6 protein-coding genes are annotated in these 7744 nt (G+C 71.5%); all 6 read left to right on the top strand.

All coding sequences use genetic code 11. The annotated features are described in order from the left end of the window. Positions 1–618 (top strand): glycosyltransferase (locus ACYVE7_RS24990; protein WP_460367748.1); only part of this gene is annotated, 618 nt, incomplete at its 5' end. 67 nt (positions 619–685) lie between these two features. Then, a complete protein-coding gene (locus ACYVE7_RS24985) occupies positions 686–2854 on the top strand; it encodes an acyl-CoA dehydrogenase (RefSeq protein WP_460367746.1) in 2169 nt (722 codons plus the stop codon). A gap of 111 nt (positions 2855–2965) precedes the next feature. Next, positions 2966–3475, top strand: a complete 510-nt coding sequence (locus ACYVE7_RS24980) for a hypothetical protein (RefSeq protein ID WP_460367744.1) — start codon at positions 2966–2968, stop codon at positions 3473–3475. Continuing rightward, positions 3472–4329, top strand: coding sequence for an AAA family ATPase (locus tag ACYVE7_RS24975; RefSeq protein WP_460367742.1), 858 nt, complete (start codon positions 3472–3474; stop codon positions 4327–4329). Before ACYVE7_RS24980 ends, ACYVE7_RS24975 begins: the two co-directional genes overlap by 4 nt. Beyond that, positions 4326–5702: a vWA domain-containing protein gene (locus tag ACYVE7_RS24970; RefSeq protein ID WP_460367740.1), complete on the top strand. Its 1377-nt coding sequence runs from the start codon at positions 4326–4328 to the stop codon at positions 5700–5702. Before ACYVE7_RS24975 ends, ACYVE7_RS24970 begins: the two co-directional genes overlap by 4 nt. Before the next feature lie 95 nt (positions 5703–5797). Then, positions 5798–7744, top strand: a 1947-nt coding sequence (locus ACYVE7_RS24965) for a sensor histidine kinase (protein WP_460367739.1), incomplete at its 3' end; no start/stop codon positions are given.

Genomic DNA, 7744 nt, shown 5'->3' with positions numbered 1-7744 from the left:
GAGGTGGGCCGGACGATCGTGCCGTCGCCGCCGCACCGGACGCCCTCGGCCGCCCGCGACCAGGTCAGGGACGAGCTGGGCGCGGGTGACCGCACCGTCTTCCTGACCGTGGCCAGGCTCGCCGAGCAGAAGGGCCTGCCCGATCTGCTGGACGCCGCCGCCCGGCTCAAGGACCGTCCTGTGCTGTTCGTCGCGGCGGGCGAGCGGCCGCTCGACGGGGCGCTGCGCGACCGGATCTCCGCGCAGGACCTGCCGGTCCGGCTGCTGGGCCGCCGCTCCGACGTGCCGGAGCTGCTGTCCGCGAGCGACGTGGTGGTGGTGCCGAGCGTCTGGGAGGGGCAGCCGCTCTTCGTCCAGGAGGCGCTTCAGGCGGGGCGGCCGACGGTGGCGACGGCGGTGGGTGGTATTCCGGAGATGGTGGGGGAGGCGGCGCTGCTCGTCCCCCCGCGGGACGGAGACGTGCTCGCCGCCGAGCTGGCGCGCTTCCTCGACGAGCCGGGCCTGGCCGTGCGGCTGGGAGCGGCCGCCGCTCAGCGGGCGCTGGCCCTGCCGGACGAGGAGGAGGCGATCGATCAGCTCGGGGGGGTGTTTCTCCGACTGAATGCCGTTCTAGAATAATCCTCGAGAATCCGGACCGTACCCCTGGACGGTGCCGGAACCGCATGATCAGGGGAGAGGTGTTCGCATGGCCATCGGGCTGACTGAGGAGCACGAGGACCTGGCCGAGTCGGTCCGCGGGTTCGCCGAGCGTTACATCACGCAGGCGGTCGTGCGGGACCTGCTCGACGCCGAGGACGAGCCGCGCCCCGCGTTCTGGGCCGGTCTCGCCGAACAGGGCCTGCTGGGCCTGCACATCGCCGAAGAGCACGGCGGCCAGGGCTTCGGGCTGCTCGAGCTGACCGTCGTCCTCGAGGAGCTGGGCCGCGCCGTCGCGCCGGGCCCGTTCCTGCCGACCGTGCTGGCCAGCGCGGTCATCCAGGCGAGCTCCAACCCGAAGGCGCACGAGCTGCTGGAGTCCCTCGCCAACGGCGAGAAGACCGCGGCCGTCGCGATCTCCGGCTCGCTCGACGGCTCCCGTGACGCGCTGAACGGCGCGATCGAGCCCGTCCTCGGCGCCGCCCTGGCCGACCTGATCGTGGTCAAGGCCGGTGACGAATGGGTCGTGCTCGACGCGGCGCAGCTCACCGTCACCCCGCGTCCCAGCCTGGACAAGGCGCGCCGTGTCGCGCGGATCGAGGCTTCCGGCGCGTCCGTGGGGGCCGACCGGGTGCTCGACGGCGTCACCGACCAGAAGGTCCGCGATCTGGCCGCCGTGCTGCTCGGCGCCGAGTCGGCCGGCGCGGCGTCCTGGTGCGTCACCACGGCCGCCGAGTACGCGAAGGTCCGGGAGCAGTTCGGCCGTCCGATCGGCCAGTTCCAGGGCGTCAAGCACAAGGCCGCCCGGATGCTGATCGGGCTGGAGCAGGCGCGCGCCGCCGTCTGGGACGCCGCCCGCGCCCTCCAGGAAGGCGACGACAAGGCCCACTTCGCCGTGGCCGTCGCCGCCGTGATCGCGCCCGAGGCCACCGCGCAGATCGCCCGCGACGCCATCCAGATCCTCGGCGGCATCGGCTTCACCTGGGAGCACGACGCCCACGTCTACCTGCGTCGCATCCTGTCCAACAAGGCGCTGTCGGGCGCCGGCAAGGAGTGGGCGGCCGACGTAGCCGAACTGGGTCTGGCCGGCGGCCGTCGCGAGGTCGAGCTGGAGCTCGACGAGGACACCCAGCCGATCCGCGAGCGGATCCGCGCCGAGCTGGAGCCCCTCAAGGCCATCACCGACCGCGACGAGCTGAACGCCGCGATGGGCGACGGCGGCTGGACCGTCCCGCACTTCCCGGTCCCCTACGGCCGGGGCGCGAAGCCGATCGAGCAGATCCTCATCCAGCAGGAGCTGCGCGCCGCCAAGCTCAGGGCCCCGAACCTGGTGATCGGCGCGTGGCTGGTGCCGTCGCTGGTCGCCTACGGCACCGAGGAGCAGAAGGAACGCTTCCTGCTGCCGACGCTCCGCGGCCAGATGCTCTGGTGCCAGCTGTTCTCCGAGCCGGGCGCGGGCTCCGACCTGGCGTCGGTGTCGATGAAGGCCGAGCGGGTCGAGGGCGGCTTCAAGCTGACCGGCCAGAAGATCTGGACCTCGGTCGCCCAGTTCGCCCAGTGGGGCTTCTGCATCGCCCGCACCAGCAGCGACGGCTCCAAGCACGACGGGATCACCTACTTCCTCGTCGACATGAAGGCGCAGGGCGTGGACGTACGGCCGCTGCGCGAGCTGACCGGCGAGGCCCTGTTCAACGAGGTGTTCCTCGACGACGTCTTCGTCCCGGACGACTGTGTCGTCGGCGAGGTCGACAAGGGCTGGCAGGTCGCCCGCAACACGCTGTCCAACGAGCGGGTCGCCCTGTCGACGGGCGGCGGCCTGGGCATGGGCGTCCCCGAACTGCTCGACTGGTTCCAGGGCAAGGAGCTGGGCGTGATCGCCAAGGCCGAGGTCGGCAAGCTGATCGCGCAGGGCCAGTCGATCGACCTGCTGGGGCTGCGCACCACGCTCAAGCAGCTCAACGGGGTCAGCCCGGGCGCCGAGGCGTCGGTCCGCAAGCTGCTCGGCGTCCAGTTCAACCAGGACGTCGCGGACTACTGCTACGCCTCCCAGGGCGATCTGGCCACCGTCGAGGAGATCATGGCCCCGACCGGCATCGTCGCCCGCGCCATGCTCTTCAGCCGCGCCATGACGATCTACGGCGGCACCACCGAAGTCCAGCTCAACATCATCGGTGAGCGCCTTCTGGGCCTGCCCAGGGACCCCGAGCCCGGCAAGTAACCAGATCCCGCGGCGGGAGGGATCTCTTGATCCCTCCCGCCGTCCTCAAGGGGGGTGCTTGTCGGTAAGCTGCGGGGATTCTCCCCACCCCCACCGTCGGAGGAATGACCCGTGAGACCGCTAGCGATCACTCTCGCCGGACTGCTGCTGTTCACCGCGGCCTGCGGGGGAGGGGACGACCCCGCGGAGCCGGGCGCACAGCCGGGAACGACCGCCTCCGCGCCCTCGGCCGACGGGGGCGGCGGGAAGACGCCGAACGACGTGCCCAGCCTCAACCCCAAGACCGGGGCGCCGGACCTGCCGCAGCCGACCGAGACCGGGCCGGTGGCCGCCGCGCCGCAGCCCAAGCAGGTCACCAAGCTGGTCGGGACGTGGAAGGGCAGCAGCCCCGCCGACGACTTCTTCACCTTCGACGCCAAGGGCAGGGGCATCTTCAAGGCCGGTGGCGAGGAGCTGTGGAAGGGCACCGTGATCCCGTCGGGCAAGCGGACCTTCCGGCTCTCCTGGCAGGGCCATGACCCCGGTGTCACGTACTGGCAGATCGAGCTGGCCAAGGACGGCGCCTCGCTGACCTTCGCCGCCAACCAGCAGGTCTACGAGAAGGTGACCAAGAAGAAGTGAGTCTCTTCGCCTCGCCCGGTGAGGTGGCCGAACGCCTGGCCGCGACCGGCTACCTGACCGACCAGGCCATCGCCACCACGGTCTTCCTCGCCGACCGGCTCGGCAAGCCCCTGCTGATCGAGGGGCCCGCCGGGGTCGGCAAGACCGAGCTGGCCAAGGCCGTGGCGGCCGCGACCGGCGCGGAGCTGATCCGCCTGCAGTGCTACGAGGGCCTCGACGAGGCCCGCGCCCTGTACGAGTGGAACTACAAGAAGCAGCTCCTGCGCATCCAGGCCGCCGGCGACCAGGCGTGGGAGGAGACCCACGACGACATCTTCACCGACGAGTTCCTGCTGGAGCGGCCGCTGCTGGCGGCCATCCGGCGGTCCGAGCCGACCGTTCTGCTGATCGACGAGACCGACAAGGCCGACGTCGAGGTCGAAGGGCTGCTGCTGGAGGTGCTGTCGGACTTCCAGGTGACCATCCCCGAGCTCGGCACGATCACCGCGCGGCGCCGTCCGTTCGTGGTCCTCACCTCCAACGCCGCCCGCGAGCTGTCCGAGGCGCTGAAGCGGCGCTGCCTCTACCTGTACCTCGACTATCCGTCGGCCGACCGGGAACGTGACATCGTGCTGTCCCGCGTGCCGGGCATCGAGGCGGAGCTCACCGAGCGGATCGTCGCGACGATCGGCGCGCTGCGCGGGCTGGAGATCAAGAAGCAGCCGTCCATCGCCGAGACGATCGACTGGGCGCGGACCCTGCTCGCGCTCGGCCTGGACACCCTGGAGGAGGAGACGGTCAAGGCCACCCTCGGGGTGGTCCTCAAACACGTCTCCGACCAGCAGCGGGCCATCCAGGAACTCAAGCTGACATGAGCCTTGTCGACCGGCACACCGGGTTCGTGCACGCGCTGCGTGAGGCCGGGCTGCCCGTCTCGCTGGCCGAGGGCCTGGACGCCGCCAACGCGCTGCGGCACATCGATCTGCTCGACCGGGAGACCCTGCGCGGCGCCTACGCCGCGACCCTGGTGAAGCGGCCCGCGCATCTGCCGGTCTTCGACACGCTCTTCGAACTCTGGTTCCCCAGCGCGCAGGGCGCGGGCGTCACGGGCAAGGACCGTCCGGTCGACCAGGAGCGCTCCACCACCCCGCCCGCGCTGGACCCGGAAGTCCAGGCGATGCGCGCCGACCTGTTCGACCTGCTGCTGAGCGGTGACGACGCCGCGCTCCGCCAGTTCGCGCGGCTCGCCGTCGGCCAGTTCGGCCGGACCCCGCAGGGCACCTCCTGGTTCTCCTCCGGCGTGCTGCGCGCGATGTCCGCCGACACGCTGATGGCGTCGCTGCTGACCGCGGTCCTGACGCCGGAGCGGCGCGGCGGCTACGAGGAGCAGGCCGAACGCCGCCGGTTCCGGAACCGGATCACCCGGTTCGAGTCGCTGGTCGCCACCGAGGTGCGGCGGCGGATCGCCGAGGACACCGGGGTGGAGCGGACGGCGCGGATCTCGGTCCGTCCGCCGCTGGAGAAACTGGACTTCAACCGCGCCGGACGGACCGAGCTCCAGGCGCTGCGCCGCGAGATCTACCCGCTGGCCCGCCGGATGGCGTCCCGGCTGGTGCAGAAGCAGCGCCACGGCCACCGGGGACGGCTCGACTTCCGGCGCACCGTCCGCGCCTCGCTGTCCACGGGCGGCGTCCCGCTGACCACCCATTTCAAGCCGAAACGCCCGCACAAGCCGGAGCTGGTGATCCTCTGCGACGCCTCCGACTCCTGCCAGGCGTTCGCCCACTTCACGCTGCTGCTGACTTTCGCGCTCCGCGAGCAGTTCACCAAGGTCCGCGCGTTCGCGTTCATCGACTCCACCGACGAGATCACCAAGTTCTTCGCGCCCGGCGTGGACGTCGCCGACGCCATGCGACGGCTGGCCCGCGAGGCCGACCTGGTCTGGCTGACGGGCCGCTCCAACTACGGCCACGCCTTCCAGGTCTTCGACGACAAGTACGCCGACGCGATCACCTCCAAGACGTCGCTGCTGGTGCTCGGCGACGCCCGCTCCAACTACGGCGATCTGGCGCTGCCCGTGATCCGGCGGATGGCGGCGACGGCCCGGCACGCCTACTGGCTGAACCCAGAACCGGTCCGCGACTGGAACACCGGCGACTCCGCGGCCGCCGAGTACGGCGACGTCATCGAAATGCACGAATGCCGTAACCTCACCCAACTCGCCGAGTTCGTCGAACTCCTGGCCTGACGAACCCCACCCGTTTCCCGGAAAACCATCCGGCACGTCCAGGCAATCCCGTACAACGGGCAGTGAGCATCCCGTAACTGTACGGAGATTCGAACGTGGCTTCTCTTCACACGATCCGTGCCCGGATCGCGCTGATCCTGGCTGTGCCGACCCTGCTCCTGATCATCGTCGCGTTCGCGGGCGTGGTCGGGCAGGTCGGTGAGGCGCGCGCCGCCCAGGCGACGGCCGACAACGTCAAACTGGTCCTCGCGGCCCAGGAGCTCGTCCACTCGCTCCAGCGGGAACGCGGGCTGAGCGTGGGGGTGGTCGGCGGCGCGCCGGACTTCCGGGCGCCGCTCGTCCAGCAGCGCACCGCGTCCGACGCGACCCGCGCCGCCCTGGACACGCTGCTCGCCGGCAACCCGTCCGCGACGTCCGAACGGATCCGCGCCGCCGAGCGCGGCCTGGATCCGCTGAAGGACCTGCGGGCGGCCGTCGACGGCGGCACCAGCAGCAAGGCGGCCGTCTACTCCTTCTTCTCCACCGCGATCGGCGCGCTCGACGACGCCATGTTCACCGGCGACGTCGGCCAGGGCGACGCCCGGCTCCGGCAGGGGATCGCCGCGCTGCGCGCCCTGTCCACCGGCAAGGAGTGGGCGGGCCGCGAACGCGCCACCCTCAACGGGGTCTTCGCGACGGGCAGGTTCACGCGCGGCGAGTACCAGCAGTTCACGGAGCTGCGGGCCGCCAAGCGGATGGGGTTCGAGGAGTTCCAGCGGCTCGCCGAGCCGGGCTGGGCGTCGGCGTTCGAGGCCGCGGGCCGCACCGCCCACGCCGGCACCATGCTGACGCTCGAGCAGCGGGCCGTCGACAGCCCCAACGACAAGCATCTGGGGATCCAGCCGAAGACCTGGTGGGCCGCGATCACCGCCTACCTCGACGACCTGCACGCGGTGCAGCTCACCGTCGGCCAGGGCATCCAGGACAGGGCCGCCGCCATCGCCGGTTCGGCCAGCCGCGGGCTGCTGCTCTACCTCGGCCTTGCGGTGCTGCTGCTGGTCGGCGCGACCGTCGTCGGGTTCGTGACGTTCCGGTCGATCGTCCGGCCGTTGCGGCGGCTGACCTACGAGGCCAGGCAGGCGGCCGAGGAGCGGCTGCCCGAGGTCGTCGCCCGAATCCAGGCGGCCGACGACCCGGGCGAACTGGACCCGGCCGCGCTGGGCCTGACCAGGCCGACCCGCGCCGCGACCGGCCGCAGGGACGAGTTCACCGAGGTCAACGCGGCCCTCGACCATCTCCAGGAGACGGCCGTCCGGCTCGCCGTCGAGCAGGCGATGATGCGCAGGAACACCGCGGAGTCCCTCGCCAACCTGGGCCGCCGCAACCAGAACCTGCTCCGCAGGCAGCTCGGTTTCATCTCCACCCTCGAACAGGAGGAAGCCGACCCCAACCAGCTCGCCAACCTGTTCGAGCTCGACCATCTCGCCACCCGGATGCGCCGCAACGCCGAATCGCTGCTGGTGCTGGTGGGCGAGCACAGCCCGCGCAAATGGTCGGGTTCCATCCCGATCGGCGACGTGCTGCGCTCCGCGCTGGCCGAGGTCGAGGACTACCGCCGCGTCGTACTGCGCCGCGTCGACGACGGCCAGGTGCGCGGCGCGGTCGCCGCCGAACTGTCCCATCTGCTCGCCGAACTGATCGAGAACGCGCTGTCGTTCTCCCCGCCCGACCAGGAGGTCGAGGTGTCGGCCAGGACGGCGGCGGGCGAGTACCACGTCGCGATCGTCGACGGCGGGATCGGGATGCCGCCCGCCGAGATCGAACTGGCCAACGCCAAGCTGCGCGGCGAACGCTCGTTCCTCGTCCAGCCGACCCGCGACCTCGGCCACTTCGTGGTCGGCCGCCTCTCCGAACGGCTGGGCGTGAAGGTGTGGCTGCACGAGTCGCCGCTCAACGGCGTCACGGCCCGGGTCGTGCTGCCGGCGTCCGTGCTGGAGGGGCCGTCCGCGCCCAGGCACGCCGCGCCGTCGCGGCCGACGCTGGAGACCGCGCCCCTTCCGGTG

The organism is Actinocorallia lasiicapitis, from assembly GCF_054778695.1.
This window is presented reverse-complemented; position numbering and strand designations above follow the sequence as displayed.

Excerpts from the sequence above, each read along its gene's own strand:
- ACYVE7_RS24970 (WP_460367740.1), top strand. The coding sequence starts at position 4,326 with ATGAGCCTTGTCGACCGGCACACCGGGTTCGTGCACGCGCTGCGTGAG.
- ACYVE7_RS24985 (WP_460367746.1), top strand. The coding sequence starts at position 686 with ATGGCCATCGGGCTGACTGAGGAGCACGAGGACCTGGCCGAGTCGGTC.